Raw genomic sequence first — 22,720 nt, 5'->3', positions numbered from 1 at the left:
GAGTTCACCCTTCGTCCCCCGCCCGGTACACCCCGAACACCGCGCCCTGCGGATCCCGCAGTACGGCGATCCGCGGGCCGTCGGGCACGGACGTGGGCTCCATCGGCGCGGTGCCGCCCGCTGCGGTCGCCGTGGCCGTGGAGGCGTCCACATCGGCCACCGCGAAGTACGGCAGCCAGTGCGGCGGCACCTCGGGCGGGAACTTCTCGTCCATCCTGATCATGCCGCCGAAGTCGGCGCCGCCGACCCCCCACTGCAGATAGTTCTCCGACGAGCTCACGGTCCAGCCGAAGACAGTGGTGTAGAAGGTCTCCGCCCGGTCCGGGTCGCGGGTCAGCAGCTCCACCCAGCCGAGCGAGCCGGGCGCGTTGAACAGCCCCGCGCCCGGAAAGGCCCGCGCCTGCCACAGCTGGAACGCGGCCCCGCCCGGGTCGAGGGCGACCACGAAACGGCCCACGTCGAAGATGTCCATCGGGCCCACCAGCACCTTGCCGCCGGCCTCGGTCACCAGCCGTGCGCTGACATCGGCGTCGGTCACCGCGAAGGACACGTTCCAGGCGCACGGCTGCGCCTTCTGGTACAGGGGGGTCAGTGCGGCGACGGCCGCCTCGCCGAGATGCGCGACGGTGTACCCGCCGGCCTCCTGCCGCGGATCCGTCTCCGCACGCCAGCCGAACAGCTCCGCGTAGAACCGCTTCGCCGCCTCCGGATCACTGGTCCCCAGCTCGGCCCAGCAGGGCCCGCCGGGCACGGGCGCGTCGAGCTTCATGGCGTTCCTTCCAGAAAAAGGGGACCCCTCCAGCACGCTAAGCCCGCCTCCGCGCCCTGGCATCCGCTCAGCTTTCGACAGAAGATGTCGGGAACCCCTGGGGATGCGGGGCCCCAGCCGACATGCGGCTCCGCCGCGTGGGCGCGACCAGCCCCAACGCACCCGCACTCGCCCTCGGCGGGCGCGAACCGAGTCGGCAGGCAGCCTCTACAGCCCCGGCCGATACCTGATCGGATGATCCGCCGGCACCTCCACCACCACGATCGGCGTCCCGTCCGGATCCTCGATCCACATCTCCACCAGCCCCCACGGCTCCTTCACCGGCGCCCGCACCACGGCGACCCCCTTCGCCCGCAGCTCCTCGTACGCCGCCGTCACGTCCGCGACCTGCAACCACAGCCGTACGGCAGGCTCCGGCGGCGTCTGGGAGCGCCCGGAGAGCTCCAGGAAACCGCCGCCGAGGAAGTAGACGACCCCGCGCTCCGGCCCCGTACCGAACTCGCGGTAGACCGCCAGGCCGAGCTGCTCGCCGTAGAAGGCACGCGAGCGCTCGGGGTCGGTGGGGCGGAGGAGGACCCTACTGCTGAGTACATGCACCATGCGTGGGGAGCCTAGCCGCCGGCCGCCGAGGCGGGCGGCCGGACGGGCCGGGCGGCGGTGCGGATACGCTCGTCCGAGTCCCAGCCGCGCCACACACCGGAGACCGCCCGCATGGACACCGCCGCCACCGCCCCCACCTTCCGTGACGCCACCGACGCCGATGTGGACGAGCTGGTCGCGCTGGTCGAGTCCGCCTACCGCGGGGAGTCCAGCCGGGCGGGCTGGACCACGGAGGCCGACATCCTCGAGGGGCCGCGCACCGACCCCCAGGGTGTCCTGGAGATCATCGGGTCGGCCGACGGACGGGTGCTCACGGTCGAGCGGGACGGCCGGATCGTCGCCTGCTGCCAGCTCGAACACCGCGGCGACCACGCCTACTTCGGCATGTTCGCGGTCAGCCCCACGGCCCAGGGCGGCGGCCTCGGCAGGATCGTCCTCGCCGAGGCCGAGCGGCAGGCCCGGGAAGGCTGGGGCGCCGCCGAGATGCACATGACGGTGATCTCCGTACGCGACGACCTCATCGCCTGGTACGAGCGCCGCGGCTACCGCCGCACCGGACGGATGACGCCCTTCCCCTACGGCGACGAGCGCGTCGGCATCCCGCGCCGTGCCGACCTGCAGTTCGAGCTGCTGGTCAAGCCGCTGTCCTGACACCGCTCAGGCCGTGAAGCGCCCCGTGCGCCTGATCTCCGGGTAGTCGGTGGTCGCCCCGTCCAGCTCCAGCGCGCGCACCAGCCGCAGCTGGTACTGGGTGTTGACGACCCAGCCGATGATCCGCAGATCCCGTCTGCGGGCCTCCTCGACGATCTCCAGGGTGAGGCGCCGCAGGTTCAGACACACGGTCGTGGCCCCGGCGTCCGCGGCCCGGGAAACGATGTCGAGGCCGAAGCGGCTGCCGATCAGCGCGGTGCGCACGCCGGGGACCAGCCGGGCCATCTCGGCCACCGCCTCGTCGTGGAACGAGGACACCTCCACCCGGCCCACCAGGTCCCGGTCGCGCAGCACCTCGGCCAGCGCCCGCGCCGCCTGCACGTCCTTGATCTCGGCCTGCAGCGGCAGCGTCACGGCGTCCAGGACCTCCTCGAACACCGGCACCCGTTCCCCGCGCCCCGCGTCGAGGGTCTTGAGCTCCGCGAGGGTCTGGTCGGCGATGGGCCCGGTCCCGTCGGTCGTACGGTCCACATCCGGATCGTGCATGACCACCAGGGCGCCGTCCTTGCTCAGATGCAGATCGAGTTCGATCACATCGAGGCCGGCTTCCTCGGCGGCGACGAAGGAGCGGAGGGTGTTCTCGGGCTCGACACCCATGACACCGCGATGACCGATGGTGACGAAGTTCAAGACGGGACTCGCTTCCGTCGACGAGCGGGTGCGCAGATCCGCAGCCTAACGGCCCGGGCTCGTCATGGACACGTGTAGATGCCGTGGGGTGCCTCGTGTACCCACTCTGAACGGAACCAGTCACTCCTCCGGTGTCGGACAGGAAAAACTCACGTGAAACTGTGGGTGCGCAGGATAATTTCCCGTGGCCCCACTTGCTGGAGGAAACCTCGTATGCATACGGTGTCCTTACGTGAGGTTCTCCCGTGGAGGATGGGGCATGACGGAAATTCTTGTGCAGGCGGCGACGGGGGAGCGGGTTCCTCCCGGCGGCAGGGTGGTGGAGCACCCGGCGTGGCCCGTGCTCAAGGGTGCCGTGGAGCGGATCCGCCCCTGGCAGTCCAAGGACGGATCGGTCGACTTCACCGCCGTGGACGCGCCCGGGCGCGCCGAGGCCGAGCGGGCCGTGCAGGACGTGATCGACGCGGTCGGCACGCTGTCCCCGCTGCTCCCGCACGACGCCCACTACCACCGGGCCCTGGTCGAGGACCTGCGGCGCTGGGCCGACGGCGGCTTCGAGGTGCCGGACTTCCTCGACTCGCTGCTGGCCTTCCAGCCCGCCGCGAACCGCGCCGACGGACTGCAGCACCTGGTCGTCTTCCCGATGTACACGCAGAACGGCAACCCGGACCGCAACCTCGAGGCGGTCGTGCTGCGTATGGTCTGGCCCGACTGGCTGGCCGAACTGGAGCGCACCCGCTACGACAACCCGCTGTTCTGCGGCATCAAGTTCGAGGACTTCACCTCCGGCTACGACACCAACTCGGCCGTGCTCTTCCCCGAGACCATCGCCGTCCGTGAGGCGCCGGAACGTTTCTCCTGGGGTGGCATCTTCTGCGACCGCGAGGCCGCCCGCTTCCGCCGGGTCACCGACGCCGCCGTCGGCATCCTGGGCCTGGAGCTCCCCGAGGACATCGCCGCCATGGTCCACGACCAGAAGCGCTGCGAGGAGGCCTTCGTCCTGTGGGACATGGTCCACGACCGCACCCACAGCCACGGCGACCTGCCCTTCGACCCGTTCATGATCAAGCAGCGCCAGCCGTTCTGGATGTACGGCCTGGAGGAGCTGCGCTGCGACCTCACCGCCTTCAAGGAGGCCGTGAAGCTCGAGGCCGACGGCGTCCCGCAGGCCCGTGACGTGCAGTACGCGGTCCTCTTCGACCGTATGTTCCGCTTCCCGGTCACCGGCGAGCGCGTCCGCAACTACGACGGCCTCGGCGGCCAGCTGCTCTTCGCCTACCTCCACCAGCACGGCGTCGTCCGCTGGACCGACAACAAGCTGCACATCGACTGGCAGCGCGCCCCGCAGGTCACCAACGAGCTGTGCGGCGAGATCGAGAAGCTGTACCGCGACGGCATCGACCGCCCGAAGCTCGTCCACTGGTTCGCCGGCTACGAGCTGGTCTCCGCCTACCTCTCCCCGCACCCGGGCTCCCGCTGGGCCAAGGGCCCCGACGCCCTGGATCTGACGCAGCCGCCGCGCAAACTCGTGGATGACGTGCTTCCGGACGAGTTTCCGCTGAGCATGTTCTATGAGGCACTGTCCAAGAAGCTGAAGAACGTGATCGCCTCCACCAAGGGCATCACGGCGGACGGCGCCGAGAGGGTCGCCGCGTGAGCGACCGTACGGACACCGCTCAGCAGGAGGCAAGGATGGGGAACGGCGCTCTCAACGGTGCGGTGATCGCGGTGGCCGGCGCGGGCGGACCCGCCGGCCGTGCGGCACTGCTCCGGCTCGCCCGCGCGGGCGCGACCGTCGTCGGCTCGGACAACGACCCCGAGCGCCTGGCGGAGGCCGTCGACCACGCCCGCTACGAGGCCGGCGGCGCCACCGTCACCGGCGACACCGTCGATCTGCTCGACCTCAACTCCACCCGCGAGTGGGCCACCCGCGTCGAGAAGGACTTCGGCCGCGTCGACGGACTGGTCCACCTCGTCGGCGGCTGGCGCGGCAGCGAGACGTTCGTCAAGACCAGCCTGGACGACTGGGACCTCCTCGAACTGCTGCTCGTCAAGACCGTCCAGCACACGTCACTGGCGTTCTTCGAGGGCCTGCAGCGCAGCGAGCGCGGGCGGTATGTGCTGATCAGCGCGGCCGGCGCCTCGAAGCCCACCGCGGGCAACGCCGCCTACGCCGCGGCCAAGGCGGCAGCCGAGGCCTGGACGCTCGCGCTCGCGGACGCCTTCCACAAGGCCGGGGGTGCCGCCGGACCCACCTCCGCGGCTGCCATCCTGGTGGTGAAGGCGCTGGTGCACGACGCGATGCGCGCGGACCGGCCCAACGCGAAGTTCGCGGGCTTCACCGATGTCACCGACCTCGCCGAGGCGATCGCCGGGGTCTGGGAGAAGCCCGCCCCCGAAGTGAACGGACAGCGTCTGTGGCTCACCGAGAAGCCGTGAACCCCCCGAAGACCGACGCCCGCCGCCATCACGACCCGGACATCCGGGGATTCGCCAGCGACAACTACGCCGGGGCCCACCCGGAGGTGATGGCCGCCCTGGCCCTGGCCAACGGCGGCCACCAGGTCGCCTACGGGGAGGACGACTACACGGAGAACCTCCAGCGGATCGTCCGCAGCCACTTCGGCCCCACGGCCGAGGCGTTCCCGGTCTTCAACGGCACCGGCGCCAACGTCGTCGCGCTCCAGGCGGTCACCGACCGCTGGGGAGCGGTGATCTGCGCCGAGAGCGCCCATATCAACGTCGACGAGGGCGGTGCTCCGGAGCGGATGGGCGGCCTGAAGCTGCTCACCGTCCCCACGCCCGACGGAAAGCTCACCCCGGAACTGATCGACCGGCAGGCCTGGGGCTGGGAGGACGAGCACCGCGCGATGCCGCAGGTCGTCTCGATCACCCAGAGCACGGAGCTCGGCACCCTCTACGCACCGGACGAGATCCGCGCGATCTGCACCCACGCCCACGCGCACGGCATGAAGGTGCACCTGGACGGATCCCGCATAGCCAACGCGGCCGCCTCCCTGGACGTCCCGATGCGGACCTTCACCAACGCGGTCGGCGTCGACATCCTCTCCCTCGGCGGGACGAAGAACGGCGCTCTGTTCGGCGAGGCGGTCGTCGTCCTCAACCAGGATGCCGTCCGCCGCATGAAGCATCTGCGCAAGCTGTCCATGCAGCTCGCCTCGAAGATGCGGTTCGTCTCGGTGCAGCTGGAAGCACTGCTCGCCAAGGACCTGTGGCTGCGCAACGCCCGGCACGCCAACGAGATGGCCCAGCGGCTCGCCGAGGGTGTGCGCGCGGTGCACGGCGTGGAGATCATCCACCCGGTCCAGGCCAACGGTGTCTTCGCCCGGCTGCCGCACGAGGTGAGCCTGCGGCTGCAGAAGCGGTTCCGCTTCTACTTCTGGGACGAGTCCGCGGGCGTCGTGCGCTGGATGTGCGCCTTCGACATCACCGAGGAGGACGTCGACGCGTTCGTCGCGGCGGTCAAGGAGGAGATGGCGCACTGACGCCGGCCCGGCAGGGCTTCATGCATAGATATGCGGCCACCCGAAAAATCATTGACGCTCGGGTGGTCGCGTTTCTATGCTCTCCGATCATGGAGCTGATCCAGGAGAACCCCGACCTGTCCGCTTATCTGGCAGCCGACGAGGTCATCGACCACCATCACCCGCTCGTCCGGGAGACCGCCGCACGGCTCGCCAAGGACGCCATGGACTCGTATGTCTATGCGCGCCTGGCCTTCGAGTTCGTGCGGGACACGATTCCCCACTCGTACGACTCCGGCGACCCGCGCGTCACCTGGCGCGCCTCCGACGTGCTGGAGCAGGCCACGGGCATCTGCTACGCCAAGGCCCACGCCCTCGCCGCGCTGCTGCGGGCCGAGGACATCCCCACGGCGCTGTGCTACCAGCGCCTCAGGCACGACACCGGTGCGGGCCACTGTGTGCACGGACTGGTCGCCGTACGCTTCCACGGCGCCTGGCACCGTCAGGACCCGCGGGGCAACAAACCGGGAGTGGACGCGCGATTCTCCCTGGACGGCGAACAGCTCGCCTTCCTCCCGGATCCGGAGGCGGGCGAGCTGGACTGTCCGACGCTGTACGCGGCACCGCACCCGGCGGTGCTGGACGCGCTCAAGGCCGCCCCGGACCGGGCGCACCTGTGGGAGACGCTTCCGGCCGAGCTGACCTGAGGCGCCTCCCGGCCCGCGTCAGTGGGCCTCGGTCTCCCGCACCTGCTCCGGCGTGGGCGCCGTACCGCCCAGGTGCGCCGGCATCCACCAGGTGTCGTTCGCGTCCTTCGGGCGGACCGGATAGGCGCGCTGGGCGGCCTCCAGCAGCTCCTGGACGCGCTCGCGCAGCTGACGGGTGATCGCGCCCGCGTACTTGTCCTTGGACGCCTCGATCGCCTCACCGACGCGGATGGTGATCGGGGTGTGGCTGCGCTTGAAGTTGCGCGGGTGGCCCTTCGTCCACAACCGCTGCGTCCCCCACACCGCCATCGGGATCAGCGGGACGCCCGCCTCCTGCGCGAGCCGCGCCGCACCCGACTTGAAGCTCTTCAGCGTGAACGACTGGGAGATGGTCGCCTCGGGGAAGACCCCGACGATCTCGCCCGAGCGCAACGAGGCCAGGGCGTGCTGGTAGGCCGCCTCGCCCTGGTTGCGGTCCACCGGGATGTGCTTCATCCCGCGCATCAGCGGACCGGAGATCTTGTGGCGGAAGACGGACTCCTTCGCCATGAACCGAACGAGACGTTTCTGCGGGAGCGCGGCCAGACCGTCGAAGATGAAGTCGAGGTAACTGATGTGATTGCTCACCAGCACGGCGCCGCCCGTGCGCGGGATGTTCTCCGACCCCTTGCAGTCGATCTTCAGATCCCAGGCCTTGAACAACGTCAGGGCGAGGCCGACGGCGGGACGGTAGACAAGCTCTGCCATGGGCGGCGCGGACCCTTCCTTCTACCCGGGAAGGGATTCCCCCTCGGGCAAAGTTACGCAGCCGTAGGTTTACGGCATCTCGCAGATCGTGCCCGAAGAACGGCCGGGGGGCCAGTCCCCGTGCCCGTGCACGACGAGATCCTCGTCACTCCGCCCCCGTGATCCACCTCGGCCTTTTAAGCCGCCTTTACTGCGCGCCCGCCGTCACCCGCCGCACCAGCAGGTACAACTCGCACCCCAGGCAGTACCCGAAAGCGGCATTGAGGAAGGCCGCCGCGAGCGCCGCACCGGTCGCCGCGAGCCCCAGCCAGCCGGGCCCCAGCGCCAGGCCCACCAGCCCCACGCCGGCGAAGACCAGCCCCACCGCCTGCGCGAACCGCGGCGGCTCCGGCGACTCGAACTCCGTCGGCGGCCCGATCCGCGGCCGTACGACCCTGCGGAAAACCCAGCCGTACGGCGAACGCCCCACCCCGCCCGCGGCGCCCAGTGCGAACGCCAGCGTCTGCCAGGCCAGCAGCCACACGCTGCCGGTCACCAGAACGACCGCCAGTACTACGGTCGTGACGGCGGCCCCGAGGCGCGGGCCCCTCACATCGATGTCCATGGATCGAGCATTCCTCAGAAGAAACGATTCTTGGTGCGGGGAATCTTTGCAGTCTCATGAACGCTGGAGCAGCTGGTGACCGGACTGGTGGTGTGCGTGACGGTGCTCGCGGCGGCGAGCGCCTACGGAGTGCTGCAGCGGCGGCGGAGCGGGAGGGTGCGCGTGCGCGGGCGCGACGACGGAAAGCGGCTCGGATCCGACCGGCTCGGCGGCGAACTGGGGGAGCGGGCCACGCTCGTGCAGTTCTCCAGCGCCTTCTGCGCCCCCTGCCGGGCCACCCGCCGCGTCCTCGGCGAAGTCGCGGACATGGTCCCCGGGGTTGCCCACATCGAGATCGACGCCGAGGACCACCTGGACCTCGTCCGCGAGCTCGACATCCTCAAGACCCCCACCGTCCTGGTCCTCGACGCCGACGGCCGGATCGTGCGCCGCGCCACCGGACAGCCCCGAAAGGCCGACGTGATCGCCGCTCTGGGGGAGGCCGTGTGACCCGCCACCAGGTGATGCCCAGGCACCTTCCAGTTTCCGGAACGTACTTGACTGGACACGCCACCCATCGTCAGCCTGACCACATGCCTGAGGAACTCCTTCTCCACGGACGGGTCCACGTCGACCTGGTCCGTACCGCGAGCGCGCGCTGTCCGGGCCTTTGACCGCCCCCGGACCTTCCCGCCGCCGCTCCCTCCAGAAGGACGACAACTCCATGACGGCCTCGCTCGACCTCGGCACCGCCCAGCTCGCCTCCCCCGACCTCCTGCGCTCCGTCTTCCGGCGGCACGCCGCCGGAGTCGCCGTGATCACCGCTCCGGGTGCCACCGGCCCGGTCGGCTTCACCGCCACCTCCCTCACCTCCGTCTCCGCCGAACCCCCGATGCTCTCCTTCGGCGTCGGCACGGGCGCCTCCAGCTGGCCCGCGATATCCCGGGCGGAGCACGTGGGTGTGCATCTGCTCGGCGACCACCAGCAGGAGCTGGCCGCCACCTTCGCCCGCAGCGGCGCCGACCGCTTCGGCGCGCCCACCGCCTGGCGCGAGGGCCCCGAGGGTGTCCCCGTCCTCGACGACGTCCTCGCCTGGCTGGTCTGCCGGGTCGTCGCCCGCGTTCCCGCCGGCGATCACCGGATCGTGCTGGCCGAGGTGATCCTGGGCGACCCGGCGGGCGCGGGCCGGCCGCTGCTCTACCACCAGGGCCGGTTCACCGCTCTGCGGGATTGATCACTGTCCGGCTCTCCTGCGAAGCCGTCGAGTTCCGGTTACGCTGCGTTGCAGAGGTCACAGTTCAAAGCGCTTGCTTAGCGGGCAGGAACTGGGTGTACTGACGAGTAATATTTCGTTCGGAGCGCGGGCCGCCCCGATCGGGATCGGCCGCTTGTGGCGCCTATGCTGCCTGAAAGAAGGCAGCCGAGAACTGACGATGCAGTAGGAGAGCCGGCGTGAGCTTGAGGATCGTTGTCACTGTGAAGTACGTGCCCGACGCCACTGGCGACCGGCACTTCGCCGATGACCTGACCGTCGACCGGGACGACGTGGACGGCCTGCTCTCCGAGCTCGACGAGTACGCGGTCGAGCAGGCGCTGCAGATCTCCGAGAACTCCGACGACGACGTGGAGATCACCGTTCTCACGGTGGGCCCGGAGGACGCCAAGGACGCGCTGCGCAAGGCGCTGTCGATGGGCGCGGACAAGGCGATCCACGTCGAGGACGACGACCTGCACGGCACCGACGCCATCGGCACCTCGCTGGTGCTGGCCAAGGCGATCGAGAAGGCCGGCTACGACCTGGTGATCTCCGGCATGGCCTCCACCGACGGCACCGCCGGCATCGTCCCGGCCCTGCTCGCCGAGCGGCTGGGCGTCCCGCAGGTCACCCTGCTCTCCGAGGTCTCGGTCGAGGACGGCACGGTCAAGGGCCGCCGCGACGGCGACGCCGCGAGCGAGCAGCTCGAGGCGTCGCTCCCGGCGGTCGTGTCGGTCACCGACCAGTCGGGCGAGGCCCGTTACCCGTCCTTCAAGGGCATCATGGCGGCCAAGAAGAAGCCGGTCGCCGCCTGGGACCTGTCCGACCTCGACATCGAGGCGGAGGAGGTCGGCCTGGACGGCGCCTGGACCAAGGTCGAGGACGCCTCCGCGCGCCCGGCCCGCACCGCCGGCACGATCGTCAAGGACGAGGGCGAGGGCGGCAAGCAGCTCGCCGAGTACCTCGCGAGCCAGAAGTTCATCTAAGGCTCGACACGCCGACCGCCCCCTCAACTTCGTTTCGCAGGAGAGCAATCCCATGGCTGAAGTCCTCGTCTACGTCGACCACGTGGACGGTGCCGTCCGCAAGCCGACCCTGGAGCTGCTGACGCTGGCCCGCCGGATCGGCGAGCCCGTCGCCGTCGCGCTCGGCGCCGGTGCGGAGAACACCGCCGCCGCGCTCGCCGAGCACGGCGCGACCCGCGTCCTCACCCACGACGCGTCCGAGTACGCCGACTACCTCGTCGTACCGAAGGTGGACGCGCTGCAGGCCGCCGTCGCCGCCGTCTCCCCGGCCGCCGTGCTGGTCCCCTCCTCCGCCGAGGGCAAGGAGATCGCCGCCCGTCTGGCGCTGCGCATCGGCTCCGGCATCATCACCGACGCCGTCGACCTCGAGGCCGGCGACGAGGGCCCGGTGGCCACCCAGTCGGTGTTCGCCGCGTCCTTCACCACCAAGTCCCGTATCGCCAAGGGCACCCCGGTCATCACCGTCAAGCCCAACAGTGCCGCCGTCGAGGCCGCTCCGGCCGCCGGCGCGGTCGAGGCCCTCGCCGTCACTTTCTCCGCGCAGGCCACCGGTACCAAGGTCACCGGCCGCACCCCGCGCGAGTCGACCGGGCGTCCGGAGCTGACCGAGGCCGCGATCGTCGTCTCCGGCGGTCGTGGCGTCAACGGCGCGGAGAACTTCGCGATCATCGAGGCGCTCGCCGACTCCCTGGGCGCGGCCGTCGGCGCCTCGCGCGCCGCCGTCGACGCCGGCTGGTACCCGCACACCAACCAGGTCGGCCAGACCGGCAAGTCCGTCTCGCCGCAGCTCTACATCGCCAACGGCATCTCCGGTGCCATCCAGCACCGCGCCGGCATGCAGACCTCGAAGACCATCGTGGCCGTCAACAAGGACGCCGAGGCCCCGATCTTCGACCTCGTCGACTACGGCATCGTCGGCGACCTCTTCGACGTCGTCCCGCAGCTCACCGAGGAGATCAAGGCCCGCAAGGGCTGATCACCCGATCGGCGCAGTCGCCCGAGGCCCCTGTGACCCCCGCGGTCACGGGGGCCTCGGGCGTTCACTTCAGGCTCACCGACGCCAGCACCGGCAGATGGTCGCTCGGATAGTGGCCGTTCACGGTGAAGGGGTCGGCCCACGCCCGGTGGACCGTCACGTCGGGGGTCGACAGTATCCAGTCGATGCGGTCGCCGTCGGGCTTGAGCCTCTTCCAGCCGTTGAACGTCCCGAACAGCGGACCGTTCTCCCGCGCCGTGTCCCAGGTGTCGACGAGTCCGGAGTCCAGCAGGGCGGCGTAGGCCTCGTCCGTGTGGGCGACGGCGTTGAAGTCGCCGGTCAGCAGGACCGGACGGGAGGGGCCGAGCCCGCTGATCCGCTCGGCTATCAGCCTGGCCGCCCGCACGCGCGCGTACTCGCTCCGGTGATCCAGATGGGTGTTGAGCACATGGAACTCCCGTCCCGGGTCCTGCCGGTCGCGGAAGAGAACCCGGGTCACCAGCCGGGGGAAGGCCGCCCCCCAGGTGTTGGAGCCCGGCACGTTCGGCGTGTCGGAGAGACGGAACACGTCGTGTTCGAGGGGCTCGAGCCGACGGACGTCGTAGTAGATCGCCACCGACTCCTCGTCACCGCTGCCCGGGGTGCCGATCCAGTCGTAGTGCGGGCCCATGTCGGCCCACACGGCCTGGAGTTGCCGGAACTGCCCCTCCTGGGTGCCCATGACATGCGGCGCGGTCCTCTGTAACAGCGCCCGCATCACCGGGCGGCGGTGGACCCAGCTGTTGCCGTCCTGGTCGACCGGGACCCGGAGGTTGAACGTCATGATCTTCAGCGGGGCCACGGGGTGCGGCCTCCGGGCCCGTGCCGGGGCCGATCCGCGCGGCTCGGCGGCCCCGACCGCGGCGAGCAGAGGCACCCCGACGGCTGCCGCGACCATCGTTCTCAGTCCCGTCCGCCGCGTCGGTCCCGCGGTGCCTGTCATGTGTCCCCTCTCGCCCCGTGAGCCAGGATGAAGGTGTGCGGGTCTGTGCGGAAGAGGGTGAAGGTGCGGAAGTGATCACACAGAACCATGGCTCCGTGCTCGCCCGGGGCACTCGGTGTGCGCGAGATGACCAGGGCGTGGACGGGGTGTTGACCCGCCGGAATGTCCACGGATAACTTCACTCTACGGACTATTGATTCCGCTATACGGAAAACTGGAGGGTGCGGGATGGGTCAGGGCCAGCAGGAGACGGTGGCGACGAGCCTCGCGGGCGCCGTCAGCGAAGAGATCAGCGCTTCCCTCGCCCCCGTCGACGCCGAACTCGACCGCCGCTACCCCGGCGACCCCGGCACCCGCCAGCCCGTCCACACCGTCTACGTCCCCGCGGACACCTTCGCCGGCGACACCATCCGCTCCTGGGGCGACCGCGCCCTCGCCGCCCTCGACGAACACGCCCCCGACGCCGCCACCTTCGCCGCCTGCCTCGGCCTCTCCGACGAACTCGCCGAACCCGTCCACGCACGCGTGCGGGCCAAACTGGAGCGCGAGCCGGTGGAAGACCTGCGCATCGACTTCGAGGACGGCTACGGTCCCCGCCCCGACCCCGAGGAGGACGAGACCGCCGCCCGCGCCGCCCGGCTCGTCGCCGAGGCCCACGCCAAGGGCACTGCGGCCCCGTACATGGGCATCCGCATGAAATGCATGGAGGCCGCCGTCCGCGACCGCGGCATCCGCACCCTCGACATCTTCCTCACCGGCCTGCTCGCGGCCGGCGGCCTGCCCGAAGGCCTGCTGCTGACCCTGCCGAAAGTCACCTACCCCGAACAGGTCACCGCCATGGTGCGGCTCCTGGAGGCCTTCGAGAAGGCACACGGCCTCACACCCGGCCGGCTCGGCTTCGAGATCCAGATCGAGACCAGCCAGGCCATCCTCGCCACCGACGGCACCGCGACCGTCGCCCGCATGATCCAGGCCGCCGAGGGCCGCGCCACCGGACTGCACTACGGCACCTTCGACTACAGCGCCTGCCTCGGCGTGTCCGCCGCCTACCAGGCCAGTGACCACCCGGCCGCCGACCACGCCAAGGCGGTCATGCAGGTCGCCGCGGCCGGCACCGGCGTCCGCGTCTCGGACGGCTCCACCAACGTCCTGCCCGTCGGCCCGACCGCGCGGGTCCACGACGCCTGGCGGCTGCACTACGGCCTCACCCGCCGCGCCCTGGCCCGCGCCTACTACCAGGGCTGGGACATGCACCCCGCCCACATCCCCACCCGCTACGCGGCCGTCTTCGCCTTCTACCGCGAGGGGTACGCCCAGGCCGCCGAGCGCCTCGCCCGGTACGCCAACCGGACCGGCGGCGACGTGATGGACGAACCGGCCACCGCCAAGGCCCTCAGTGGCTACCTGCTGCGCGGCCTGGACTGCGGCGCCCTCGACCTCGCCGAGGTGACCGACGCGACCGGGCTGTCCCGGGCGGCCCTGGAGGGCTTCGCGGCCCCTCGACGAGGCGATCTCACGGCTTCGGCACCCTAGGGCGTGTCCGCAAAGTCCCGTCGTCCGCCCGAAGGGCGGGCCGTGCGGCGTCTGGTGCGCGCTCTCGGCGTGCCGGGGCGGAGACCCTCGTACTGGATGTACTTGGGGCTTCGTCCGGCGCGGCGGGTGGGGGTGCCCCCTCTGGGGGAGAGTGCCAGGCGTCGCGGGGCTGGGGGTACCCCCTCTGGGGGAGGGACTTTGCGGACACGACCCAGGGCCCCGCAGCCCTCAGGGGCTACTCCTCGGAGAACGTGTACGGGCGCGTGATGATCTCCATCCCGTGCCCGGCCGGATCCATGAAGTACAGGCCCCGGCCGCCGTGGTGACGGTTGATCTCACCCGGCTGCTTCCCGTGCGGATCCGCGAAGTACGTGATCCCCGCCGCCTGGATCCGGGCGAACGCGGCGTCGAACTCCTCGTCCGAGACGAGGAACGCGTAGTGCTGCGTCACGATCGACTCCGCCGGCACCGTGACGAAGTCCAGGGTGACCTTGTTGGTGGTGTCGACGGGGACGAACGGGCCCCATTCCGTTCCGACCTCGAGCCCGAGGATGTGGGCGAGGAACTCGGCGGACTCCCGGTTGTCACAGGAGTGGACGATGGTGTGGTTCAGTTCTATGGACATGTGTGGAATGCCTCCGCAAGGCAATCTCACGGGCACCTCCATGCCTCACCCGGCCGGTGACCGACACGCGATGCCGTACTCCGATCCTAGCCGCACCGCAGATCCTCCAGCCCGGAACACGTCACCCGCTTCTCCTCCGCGAACAGCCGCGTACCCCGCTCGCAGAGCCGCACGTCGGCCCTGGCCCGGGCCACGAACTCCTCCGGCGTCGCACCGAACAGCCGTCTCAACGCCGGTGATTCCACAAGGAGTTCGGCGATGAGCACACGCTGGCCCGGGTGGCTGCGCGGGGAGCCGCCGCCGTTGTGCAGGACACCGTGCCGATTCACGTACGAGAACACGTCGTCGAGCACCTCGCCGCTCTCCAGCTCGACCCGGAACCGCGCTGCGGGCAGGACGACCCGGTCGTAGTTCGGCTCGGTCGCGTCGACGGCGGCGAGCTGCTCGTCGTCCAGCCAGATGACGAACAACTCCCGTGCGGTGCCGGGGGAGTCGACCGGAGAGGCGGACATGTATCCCAGACGGCTGACGTGCGCCGAGACGCCGACGTCGATACCCGTCACCCGGGTCCGCACCATCGGGACCGGGGACGTGATCCCCAACACGGCCATCTTGTACCGCAGTTGCCCGGCAGAGGCGTTGGAGCCGACGGCCAGGACCGGGCTGCGCCCGGGATGCGTGAGCCGGTCCAGGGGCAGCAGCAGATCACCGGCGAGCAGGCCCGACTCGGCCGGCCACACACCCGGGTAGATGAGCGGATGGTCGCGCGGCGCACGGGCCAGACCCAGCGCCTCCAGCGTGCGGTGCTCCTGGCGTTCGTCCATCTGTGCCCAGTCTGCCTCAGTCCGCGGGCGCCAGCTCGCCCGAACCGCGCATCACCAGCCGGGTCGGCAGCTCGATGCGCTCCGGGACGACGAGCGTGCCCTCCAGCTGCCGGAACAGCCGCTCCGCGGCGGTCCGGCCGAGCGCCGCCGCGTCCTGCGCGACCACGGTCACCCCCGGCTGCAGCAGATCCGCCAGCTCCAGGTCGTCGAAGGCCACCAGCGCCACCCGGCGGGACCGCTCCGCGAGGACCCGGATCGCGGTGACCGTCACCCGGTTGTTGCCCGAGAACACCGCCGTGACCGGCTCGGGACCGGACAGCATCTCCTCGGCCGCCCGGCGCACCCGGTCCGGATCGGTGGTGCCCAGCGAGACCCAGGCGTCCGCGACCTCTGTCCCCGCGTCCTCCATCGCCGTCCGGTAACCGCGCAGCCGCTCCGCGGCGGTGTGGATGCGCGGCATGTCACCGATGAAGCCGATCCGCCGGTGCCCGTGCGCGATGAGATGGGCCACGCCCGCACGCGCCCCGCCGAAGTTGTCCGACAGCACGCAGTCGGCGTCGATCTGCCCGGCCGGCCGGTCCACGAACACCGTCGCCACGCCCGCCTTGATCTCCGGCTCCAGATACCGGTGGTCGTCACCGGCCGGGATCACCACGAGCCCGTCCACCCGCCGCGCGCACAGCGCCAGCGCCAGCTCCTGCTCACGGTCCGGGTCCTCGGCGCTGGAGCCGTTGATCAGCAGCGCCCCGTGGGCCCGGGCCACCTCCTCCACCGCGCGGCTGAGCGGGCCGTAGAACGGGTCCGCGAGATCCTCCAGGACCAGACCGATGCTCGCGGTACGGCCCTTGCGCAGCACCCGCGCGCTGTCGTTGCGGCGGAAGCCCAGCGCGTCGATGGCCTCCTGGACGCGGCGCTCCGTCTCGGGGGTCACCCCCGGCTCGCCGTTCACCACCCGGGAGACCGTCTTGAGTCCGACCCCGGCGCGTGCCGCGACATCCTTCATGGTGGGACGGTTGCCGTAACGGCTGTCGGGGCGGCGCGGCGTCTCGGGCACGATGCGGAGTCCTGTTCCTGTCGTCCACGGGACGGCGGCCACGGCGGCGATCGGAAGACGACACCGGTGGGGTGGATGGGTCCCTGGATTTGTATGAGGATGTGGCGTCGAGCATAGAGCCTGGACAACGTTGTCAGATGCGAGAGAGACTGTCCAGCGACAAACTCCGGCCCACGTCCCCCACCACAGGCCGGCCGGCCCCTTTTCCAAGGTTGACGGGGAGAACCGAGACTTGATGCAGACCGACCTCGTGGCCGCGCTCGACATGGGCGGCACCAAGATCGCCGGAGCTCTGGTGGACGGCGACGGCACGATCCTGGTCCGTGCGCAACGGCCCACGCCCGCGCAGGAGGACGGCGACACCGTGATGGCGGCCGTCGAGGAGGTGCTCAAGGAGCTGACCGCCTCGCCGCTGTGGCCGCGCGTGTACGCCGTCGGCATCGGCAGCGCCGGCCCGGTGGACGCCTCCGCCGGCACGGTCAGCCCGGTGAACGTGCCCGGCTGGCGCGACTTCCCGCTCGTCGACCGCGTCCGTGCCGCGACCGGCGACCTGCCGGTCGAGCTGATCGGCGACGGCGTGGCGATCACCGCGGCCGAACACTGGCAGGGCGCCGCCCGCGGCCACGACAACGCCCTGTGCATGGTGGTCTCGACCGGGGTCGGCGGCGGCCTGGTCCTCGGCGGACGCCTGCACCCGGGCCCCACCGGCAACGCCGGCCACATCGGCCACATCAGCGTCGACCTCGACGGCGATCCCTGCCCGTGCGGGGCGCGCGGCTGTGTGGAACGCATCGCCAGCGGCCCCAACATCGCCCGGCGCGCCCTGGAGAACGGCTGGCGGCCCGGCCCCGACGGCGACACCTCCGCGGCCGCCGTGGCCACCGCCGCCCGCGCGGGGGACCCGGTGGCCGTCGCCTCCTTCGACCGCGCCGCCCAGGCCCTCGCCGCCGGCATCGCCGCCACCGCGACCCTCGTCGAGATCGACATCGCGGTGATCGGCGGGGGCGTGGGCAAAGCCGGCGACATCCTCTTCGCACCGCTGCGCCGGTCGCTGGCCGACTACGCCACCCTCTCCTTCGTCCAGCGCCTGACGGTGGTCCCGGCCCAGATGGGGACCGACGCGGGGCTGGTGGGGGCGGCCGCGGCGGCACTGGCGCGGGCCGGGGCCGTACGGGTGTGAGGGCCTGCCCCGCAAGAACGTTCAGGCGGGCCGTGCGGCGGGAGGTGAACGCGGTCCGGGCGTGACCTCCATCCGGTCCGGCCGTTGGAGTGGGCATGAAGAAGCGCAGCATGCTCGCCATCGCCTCCCTCGCCACCGGGTTCGTCGTCGCGGCCATCACCCCCTCCCACGGCCTGGGCGCCGACGACCTCGACGACCTGAACGTCCGCGACACCGTCGGCAGCCTCGACCACACCATCGCCAGCGACAGCCTGGCGATCGAGGACAACGCCCTGGGCCAGGGCGACTGACGGCGGGCGCGGCACGCCGGACGCAGCGGGCCGTGGCGCCGGTGCCCCTTCGCGGGAGCACCGGCGCCACGGCCTTCGTGCGCCCTCTTCCCGGAGGTGGTTTCCGTGGCAGGGTGGAGCGGGCAAGCCACAGGGGGCCAACAGAAGAGGGGGACATGTGACCGTCGTTTGGATCAACGGCGCGTTCGGTGCGGGCAAGACCACGACCGCACGGGAACTGATCGACCTGATCCCGAACAGCACGCTCTTCGACCCCGAGGTCATCGGCGGAGCGCTCCCGCACCTGCTGCCGCCCAAGCGCCTCGCGGAGGTCGGCGACTACCAGGACCTGCCGATCTGGCGCCGGCTCGTGATCGACACCGCGGCCGCGCTCCTCGGCGAGGTCGGCGGCACCCTCGTCGTCCCCATGACCCTGCTGCGCCAGGAGTACCGCGACGAGATCTTCGGTGGTCTCGCCGCTCGCCGCATACCGGTCCGCCACATCCTCCTCGCCCCGGCGGAAACGATCCTGCGCGGGCGTATAGCCGGCCGGGAGGTCCCGCCCGACCTCCCCGACGGCGAGATACGCGTCCGCCAGTGGTCCTACGACCACATCGAGCCCTACCGCGCCGCCCTCGCCTCCTGGCTCACCACCGACGCCCACCTGGTCGACACCAGCCACCTCACCCCGTACGAGACCGCCGTCCGCATAGCCGACGCGGTCGGCACCGGGACCGTGCCCGCCTGCGACATCGTCCAGACCCCCGAACCCACCGGCGAGACCCTCGCCTCCGGCGTGCTGCTCTTCGACGATCAGGACCGGGTGCTGCTCGTCGACCCGACCTACAAACCCGGCTGGGAGTTCCCCGGCGGGGTCGTGGAACCCGGCGAGGCACCCGCCCGCGCCGGGATGCGCGAGGTCGAGGAGGAGACCGGCGTCCACCTGGACGACGTACCCCGGCTGCTCGTCGTCGACTGGGAACGGCCCACACCCCCCGGCTACGGCGGACTGCGCCTCCTCTTCGACGGCGGCCGGCTCGACGCCGCGGCCGTCGCAGGGCTGCTGCTGCCCGGCCCCGAACTGCGCGGATGGCGCTTCGTCACCGAGGCGGAGGCGGCGGATCTCCTGCCGCCGGTCCGCTACGAGCGGCTGCGCTGGGCGCTCAGGGCACGGGAGCGCGGCGCCGCCCTGTACCTGGAGGCCGGGGTTCCGGTCGGCTGAGCCCACCTCGGCCGAGCGCACGCCGCACCTCCTGCGCCGGGAACGGAGCCGAACGGCTCCCCTCCACCAGCCTGCGCCGGAACTCCTCCATCACGACCGCGACCGGGGCGTGGCGGCGCAACAGCGAGGCCGCGCCCTCGGGGACCCCTGCGACCGAAGGCCCTCCGGGCAGGCACGCACGAAGGCCTCACGCTCCTCGCGTCCTGGTGTACGGCGAGGAAGTCCCGTTCCCGGAGGCCGAGCCGGAACCGGGCGGACACGGCGAGGCCGTGGTCGGCCGCGTGGTAGAGCCGCCGCCCGTCGGTGGATGTTGCGGAATGCGCGTCGAAGTGGAGGAGCCGACGCTCACGGAGGAAGGACGCGAGGGCCGACAGCTCCCGGTCCACCAGCGCGCACGCCGCCTCCGCCGCCGCGTCCGACGTACGCAACCGCGCCGCCAGCCAGTCACGGAGGGTGCCTGGGACGTACGGCCCCTCTTCCGTCACAGGAACGGTACGTGTCCGCTCATCCTGCCGCGTAGTTCCGCAAGAACAGTGCTTCCGCCACGGACAGGCGCTCCAACTCCTCCGGCGACACGCTCTCGTTGACCGCGTGGATCTGGGCCTCCGGCTCGCTCAGACCGATGAGGAGGATCTCCGCGGCCGGGTACAGGGCCGCGAGGGTGTTGCACAGCGGGATCGAGCCGCCCTGGCCCGCGTACTGCATCTCCTGGCCCGGGTAGGCGACGGCCATCGCGTCGGCCATCGCCGCGTACGCCGGGCTGGTGGTGTCGGCGCTGAACGGCTGGCCCTGGCCGATCTGCTCCGTGCTCACCCGCGCACCCCACGGCGTGTGCGCCTCCAGGTGCGCCTGGAGCAGCTTCGTCGCCTCGGCCGCGTCCACGCCCGGCGGCACCCGCAGGCTGATCAGCGCACGGGCGCTCGCCTGCACGGACGGTGTGGCGCCGACCACCGGAGGACAGTCGATGCCGAGCACGGTGACGGCCGGGCGGGCCCAGATCCGGTCCGCGACCGTGCCGGAGCCGATCAGCCCGACGCCGTCCAGCACCTTGGCGTCCCGACGGAACTGCTCCTCGTCGTACTGCAGCCCCTGCCACCGCGCGTCACCGGTCAGCCCGTCGACCGTCGTCGAGCCGTCCTCGGCCCGCAGCGAGTCCAGTACGCGGATCAGCGCGCCCAGCGCGTCGGGGGCCGCGCCGCCGAACTGCCCCGAGTGCAGGTTGCCCTCGAGTGTGTCGATCTTCACGCGCAGCATCGTCATACCGCGCAGGGTGGAGGTGGCCGTGGGCAGACCGACGCGGAAGTTGCCCGAGTCGCCGATCACGATCGCGTCGGCTTCCAGCAGCTCCGGGTGCTGCTCGGCGTACCGCTCCAGACCGCCCGTGCCCTGCTCCTCCGAACCCTCCACGATCACCTTCACCTGCACCGGGACACCGCCGTTCGCCTTCAGGGCGCGCAGCGCGAGCAGATGCATGATGAAGCCGCCCTTGCAGTCGGCGGTGCCGCGCCCGTACCAGCGGCCGTCGCGCTCGGTCAGCTCGAACGGCGGGGTGGTCCAGCCCGACTCGTCCAGCGGCGGCTGCACGTCGTAGTGCGCGTAGAGCAGAACCGTCCGCGCGCCCTCCGGGCCCGGCAGACGGCCGTACACCGACTGCGTGCCGTCGGGGGTCTCGAGCACGGCCACGTCCTCGAAGCCCTCGGCCCGCAGCGCGGCCGTGATCCAGTCGGCGGCGGCCTCGCTCTCGCTGCGCGGGAACTGGTCGAAGTCCGCCACCGACTTGAAGGCCACCAGCTCGGTGAGCTCCGCCTTCGCCCTGGGCATCAGCGAGGCGACGGTCTCGGCGACCGGATTCGACGACATGGGCACGCTCCTTGTGGGTGCGACGTTGTACAGGGTGGCACGGGTCCGTTCGAGGGACCGTGCGAGCGTACGCGCTGCCGGGATGGGGTCGCGCACCTCGCCGATCTTTCCACAGCGGACTGTCATCGGGCCGTGACGATCTCCGCCGTAGGATGCGGGGGACAGGTGCGGCAGGCGGCTTGATCGGGAGCAGTAGACCATCGTGAGCAGCGAGAACTCTTCGGCGGACGACGTGCGGCAGGTGTGGGACGTCGTCGTGGTGGGCGCGGGACCCGCGGGGGCTTCGGCCGCCTATGCGGCGGCGGTCACAGGACGGCGCGTGCTGTTGCTGGAGAAGGCGGAGCTGCCCCGCTACAAGACGTGCGGCGGCGGCATCATCGGCCCTTCGCGGGACGCGCTGCCACCCGGCTTCGAACTGCCCTTCCGCGACCGGGTGCACGCGGTGACCTTCTCCAACAACGGGCGCTTCACCCGTACCCGCCGCTCGCGGCAGATGCTGTTCGGGCTGATCAACCGGCCCGAGTTCGACCAGCAGCTGGTCGAGCACGCGCAGAAGGCGGGCGCCGAACTGCGCACGGGCGTCACCGTCACCCGTGTCGAGCAGCACGGCTCGGCGGTGCCCGACCGGCGCACGGTGGCGATCGTCCTGCAGGGCGGCGAGACCCTGCTGGCGCGCGCGGTGGTGGGCGCGGACGGCAGCGCCAGCCGCATAGGGGCGCACGTCGGCGTGAAGCTCGACCAGGTCGACCTGGGCCTGGAGGCGGAGATCCCGGTCCCGGACACCGTCGCCGAGGACTGGAAGGGCCGCGTCCTCATCGACTGGGGCCCGATGCCCGGCAGCTACGGCTGGGTGTTCCCCAAGGACGACACACTGACGGTCGGTGTGATCTCCGCGCGCGGCGAGGGCGCCGCCACCAAGCGGTATCTCGAGGACTTCATCGGGCGGCTGGGCCTGGCCGGCTTCGAGCCGAGCATCTCCTCCGGCCATCTCACCCGCTGCCGCGCCGACGACTCGCCGCTCTCCCGCGGGCGCGTGCTGGTCTGCGGGGACGCGGCGGGCCTGTTGGAGCCGTGGACCCGCGAGGGCATCTCCTTCGCACTGCGCTCGGGCCGGCTCGCGGGTGAGTGGGCGGTCCGCATCGCTGAGGCGCACGACGCGGTGGACACCCGCCGCCAGGCCCTGAACTACGCCTTCGCGATCAAGGCGGGCCTCGGCGTGGAGATGGCCGTCGGCAAGCGGATGCTCGCGGCCTTCGAACGCCGCCCCGGCCTCTTCCACGCGGCCCTCACCGGCTTCCGCCCGGCCTGGCGCGCGTTCGCCGACATCACCCGCGGCCGTACGACTCTCGGTGAGCTCGTCCGTTCGCATCCGATGGCCCAGCGCGCGCTGACCCTGATGGACCGCAGGCAGGAGCCGGTCGCGACACCGACGGAGGAGCCCGAGGACGCCTGAACCGGCGGGCGGCCGGGCCGGAGGCGGTGCGCCGCGCTCGGTGCGGGCGTGCGCCGCTGGGGCGGGCGTGCGCCGCTGGGGCGGGGCTGTGTCGGTGGACGGCTGTGCCGGGGCCAGACCTGTGCCGGGCAGACCTGCGCCGGCCGAAGCTGTGTGGGGCGGGGCCGCGCGGGGCGGCGGGTGGGGCTGTGCCCGGCCGGGCGGGCGGCTGCGGGCAGCCAGCGGCGCGG

Annotated in this window: 24 protein-coding genes; 14 read left to right on the top strand and 10 right to left on the bottom strand. The window is 71.5% G+C overall.

The window, feature by feature from the left end; translation table 11 throughout:
• Window positions 1–4: 4 nt before the first annotated feature.
• Together ABZ464_RS09990 and ABZ464_RS09985 are read right to left on the bottom strand one after the other, a co-directional pair.
• Window positions 5–769, bottom strand: coding sequence for a VOC family protein (locus ABZ464_RS09990; RefSeq protein ID WP_359273557.1), 765 nt, complete (start codon window positions 767–769; stop codon window positions 5–7).
• Window positions 770–976: 207 nt separating this feature from the next.
• Entirely contained in the window at window positions 977–1,369 is a 393-nt protein-coding gene (locus ABZ464_RS09985; protein ID WP_359273554.1) for a VOC family protein, read from the bottom strand.
• 111 nt (window positions 1,370–1,480) lie between these two features.
• Here ABZ464_RS09985 and ABZ464_RS09980 point away from each other — a divergent pair, with 111 nt between their 5' ends.
• Window positions 1,481–2,020, top strand: a complete 540-nt coding sequence (locus ABZ464_RS09980) for a GNAT family N-acetyltransferase (protein WP_359273551.1) — start codon at window positions 1,481–1,483, stop codon at window positions 2,018–2,020.
• 6 nt (window positions 2,021–2,026) lie between these two features.
• Here the strand turns inward: ABZ464_RS09980 and ABZ464_RS09975 are convergent, their stop codons facing one another.
• The gene (locus tag ABZ464_RS09975) at window positions 2,027–2,710 is read right to left on the bottom strand and encodes a glycerophosphodiester phosphodiesterase family protein (RefSeq protein ID WP_055637629.1); all 684 of its coding nucleotides are present in this window, start codon (window positions 2,708–2,710) and stop codon (window positions 2,027–2,029) included.
• A gap of 259 nt (window positions 2,711–2,969) precedes the next feature.
• Here ABZ464_RS09975 and ABZ464_RS09970 point away from each other — a divergent pair, with 259 nt between their 5' ends.
• The 4 genes from ABZ464_RS09970 (at window position 2,970) to ABZ464_RS09955 (ending at window position 6,902) form a co-directional block, all read left to right on the top strand.
• Window positions 2,970–4,367: a DUF6421 family protein gene (locus ABZ464_RS09970; protein WP_359273548.1), complete on the top strand. Its 1,398-nt coding sequence runs from the start codon at window positions 2,970–2,972 to the stop codon at window positions 4,365–4,367.
• Between the two features lie 35 nt (window positions 4,368–4,402).
• The gene (locus ABZ464_RS09965; RefSeq protein ID WP_359273680.1) at window positions 4,403–5,149 is read left to right on the top strand and encodes an SDR family NAD(P)-dependent oxidoreductase; all 747 of its coding nucleotides are present in this window, start codon (window positions 4,403–4,405) and stop codon (window positions 5,147–5,149) included.
• Window positions 5,146–6,216: a low specificity L-threonine aldolase gene (locus ABZ464_RS09960; protein WP_359273544.1), complete on the top strand. Its 1,071-nt coding sequence runs from the start codon at window positions 5,146–5,148 to the stop codon at window positions 6,214–6,216. Before ABZ464_RS09965 ends, ABZ464_RS09960 begins: the two co-directional genes overlap by 4 nt.
• 89 nt (window positions 6,217–6,305) lie before the next feature.
• Complete coding sequence (locus ABZ464_RS09955; protein ID WP_359273542.1) at window positions 6,306–6,902, top strand: transglutaminase domain-containing protein; 597 nt, start codon at window positions 6,306–6,308, stop codon at window positions 6,900–6,902.
• An 18-nt stretch (window positions 6,903–6,920) separates the two neighbouring features.
• On the opposite strand, the gene ABZ464_RS09950 is transcribed toward ABZ464_RS09955, so the two are convergent.
• Both ABZ464_RS09950 and ABZ464_RS09945 read right to left on the bottom strand, forming a co-directional pair.
• Window positions 6,921–7,649, bottom strand: coding sequence for a lysophospholipid acyltransferase family protein (locus tag ABZ464_RS09950; RefSeq protein ID WP_359273539.1), 729 nt, complete (start codon window positions 7,647–7,649; stop codon window positions 6,921–6,923).
• 187 nt (window positions 7,650–7,836) lie between these two features.
• The gene (locus ABZ464_RS09945) at window positions 7,837–8,253 is read right to left on the bottom strand and encodes a DUF4395 domain-containing protein (RefSeq protein ID WP_359273536.1); all 417 of its coding nucleotides are present in this window, start codon (window positions 8,251–8,253) and stop codon (window positions 7,837–7,839) included.
• Between the two features lie 75 nt (window positions 8,254–8,328).
• On the opposite strand from ABZ464_RS09945, the gene ABZ464_RS09940 reads away from it, so the two are divergent.
• The 4 genes from ABZ464_RS09940 to ABZ464_RS09925 all read left to right on the top strand — a co-directional run bounded on the left by ABZ464_RS09940 (window position 8,329) and on the right by ABZ464_RS09925 (window position 11,488).
• Window positions 8,329–8,742 (top strand): thioredoxin family protein, encoded by a 414-nt coding sequence (locus ABZ464_RS09940; RefSeq protein WP_359273533.1) that lies wholly within the window; start codon window positions 8,329–8,331, stop codon window positions 8,740–8,742.
• Between the two features lie 214 nt (window positions 8,743–8,956).
• Entirely contained in the window at window positions 8,957–9,466 is a 510-nt protein-coding gene (locus ABZ464_RS09935) for a flavin reductase family protein (protein WP_359273530.1), read from the top strand.
• A gap of 218 nt (window positions 9,467–9,684) precedes the next feature.
• Entirely contained in the window at window positions 9,685–10,473 is a 789-nt protein-coding gene (locus ABZ464_RS09930) for an electron transfer flavoprotein subunit beta/FixA family protein (protein ID WP_359273527.1), read from the top strand.
• Between the two features lie 52 nt (window positions 10,474–10,525).
• On the top strand, window positions 10,526–11,488 hold the full coding sequence (locus ABZ464_RS09925) for an electron transfer flavoprotein subunit alpha/FixB family protein (protein ID WP_359273524.1): 963 nt from the start codon (window positions 10,526–10,528) through the stop codon (window positions 11,486–11,488).
• A 64-nt stretch (window positions 11,489–11,552) separates the two neighbouring features.
• On the opposite strand, the gene ABZ464_RS09920 is transcribed toward ABZ464_RS09925, so the two are convergent.
• Window positions 11,553–12,470 (bottom strand): endonuclease/exonuclease/phosphatase family protein, encoded by a 918-nt coding sequence (locus ABZ464_RS09920; protein WP_359273521.1) that lies wholly within the window; start codon window positions 12,468–12,470, stop codon window positions 11,553–11,555.
• Window positions 12,471–12,698: 228 nt separating this feature from the next.
• Here ABZ464_RS09920 and ABZ464_RS09915 point away from each other — a divergent pair, with 228 nt between their 5' ends.
• A complete protein-coding gene (locus tag ABZ464_RS09915; RefSeq protein ID WP_359273519.1) occupies window positions 12,699–14,003 on the top strand; it encodes an aldolase/citrate lyase family protein in 1,305 nt (434 codons plus the stop codon).
• Window positions 14,004–14,238: 235 nt separating this feature from the next.
• Here the strand turns inward: ABZ464_RS09915 and ABZ464_RS09910 are convergent, their stop codons facing one another.
• The 3 genes from ABZ464_RS09910 to ABZ464_RS09900 form a co-directional block, all read right to left on the bottom strand.
• Complete coding sequence (locus tag ABZ464_RS09910; protein WP_359273516.1) at window positions 14,239–14,628, bottom strand: VOC family protein; 390 nt, start codon at window positions 14,626–14,628, stop codon at window positions 14,239–14,241.
• Between the two features lie 86 nt (window positions 14,629–14,714).
• A complete protein-coding gene (locus ABZ464_RS09905) occupies window positions 14,715–15,452 on the bottom strand; it encodes a hypothetical protein (RefSeq protein ID WP_359273514.1) in 738 nt (245 codons plus the stop codon).
• Window positions 15,453–15,468: 16 nt separating this feature from the next.
• Complete coding sequence (locus ABZ464_RS09900) at window positions 15,469–16,506, bottom strand: LacI family DNA-binding transcriptional regulator (RefSeq protein ID WP_359273511.1); 1,038 nt, start codon at window positions 16,504–16,506, stop codon at window positions 15,469–15,471.
• A 235-nt stretch (window positions 16,507–16,741) separates the two neighbouring features.
• Here ABZ464_RS09900 and ABZ464_RS09895 point away from each other — a divergent pair, with 235 nt between their 5' ends.
• From ABZ464_RS09895 to ABZ464_RS09885, 3 genes are all read left to right on the top strand, one after another.
• Window positions 16,742–17,686 carry an ROK family protein gene (locus ABZ464_RS09895; RefSeq protein ID WP_359273508.1) on the top strand — a complete coding sequence of 315 codons (945 nt, stop codon included), beginning with the start codon at window positions 16,742–16,744 and terminating at the stop codon, window positions 17,684–17,686.
• A gap of 95 nt (window positions 17,687–17,781) precedes the next feature.
• Window positions 17,782–17,976, top strand: a complete 195-nt coding sequence (locus ABZ464_RS09890) for a hypothetical protein (RefSeq protein WP_359273505.1) — start codon at window positions 17,782–17,784, stop codon at window positions 17,974–17,976.
• A 157-nt stretch (window positions 17,977–18,133) separates the two neighbouring features.
• Window positions 18,134–19,177, top strand: coding sequence for an NUDIX domain-containing protein (locus ABZ464_RS09885; protein WP_359273502.1), 1,044 nt, complete (start codon window positions 18,134–18,136; stop codon window positions 19,175–19,177).
• A 504-nt stretch (window positions 19,178–19,681) separates the two neighbouring features.
• On the opposite strand, the gene ABZ464_RS09880 is transcribed toward ABZ464_RS09885, so the two are convergent.
• On the bottom strand, window positions 19,682–21,037 hold the full coding sequence (locus ABZ464_RS09880) for a dipeptidase (protein ID WP_359273499.1): 1,356 nt from the start codon (window positions 21,035–21,037) through the stop codon (window positions 19,682–19,684).
• 202 nt (window positions 21,038–21,239) lie between these two features.
• On the opposite strand from ABZ464_RS09880, the gene ABZ464_RS09875 reads away from it, so the two are divergent.
• Window positions 21,240–22,490 (top strand): geranylgeranyl reductase family protein, encoded by a 1,251-nt coding sequence (locus tag ABZ464_RS09875; protein WP_359273496.1) that lies wholly within the window; start codon window positions 21,240–21,242, stop codon window positions 22,488–22,490.
• Window positions 22,491–22,720 lie beyond the last annotated feature (230 nt).

Source organism: Streptomyces sp. NPDC005820, assembly GCF_040630255.1.
Classification (GTDB): Bacteria; Actinomycetota; Actinomycetes; order Streptomycetales; family Streptomycetaceae; genus Streptomyces.
The sequence above is the reverse complement of the archived record's forward strand: the minus strand, read 5'-3'. Positions and strand labels throughout refer to the sequence as shown.